Source organism: Pseudomonas protegens (assembly GCF_003732485.1).
Classification (GTDB): domain Bacteria; phylum Pseudomonadota; class Gammaproteobacteria; order Pseudomonadales; family Pseudomonadaceae; genus Aquipseudomonas; species Aquipseudomonas protegens_B.
Genome location: NZ_MOAK01000045.1, coordinates 152205 through 152404, shown reverse-complemented (window position 1 = coordinate 152404; position 200 = coordinate 152205). Strand labels below are relative to the sequence as shown.

The window sequence follows — 200 nt, the reverse complement described above, 5'->3', positions numbered from 1 at the left end:
AGCAGAAGAAGCTGCTCCAGGCCGCAACCCTGGAACACTCCTACTACTGCATCTCGTTCAACCGGGCGGGGACCAAGATCTACCTGTCGGGGACCTTCAACGACGTAGCGATCTTCGATGTGCAGAGCATGCAGCAGATCGGCAAGATCACCTTGCCCGGGGGCGACATGGCCATCACCACGGCGCAGATCTTCATCCGC

1 pseudogene is annotated in these 200 nt (G+C 59.5%); it reads left to right on the top strand.

The annotated features are described in order from the left end of the window. A pseudogene (locus BLX41_RS35120) lies at positions 1-200 on the top strand (quinohemoprotein amine dehydrogenase subunit beta); the annotation flags it as partial.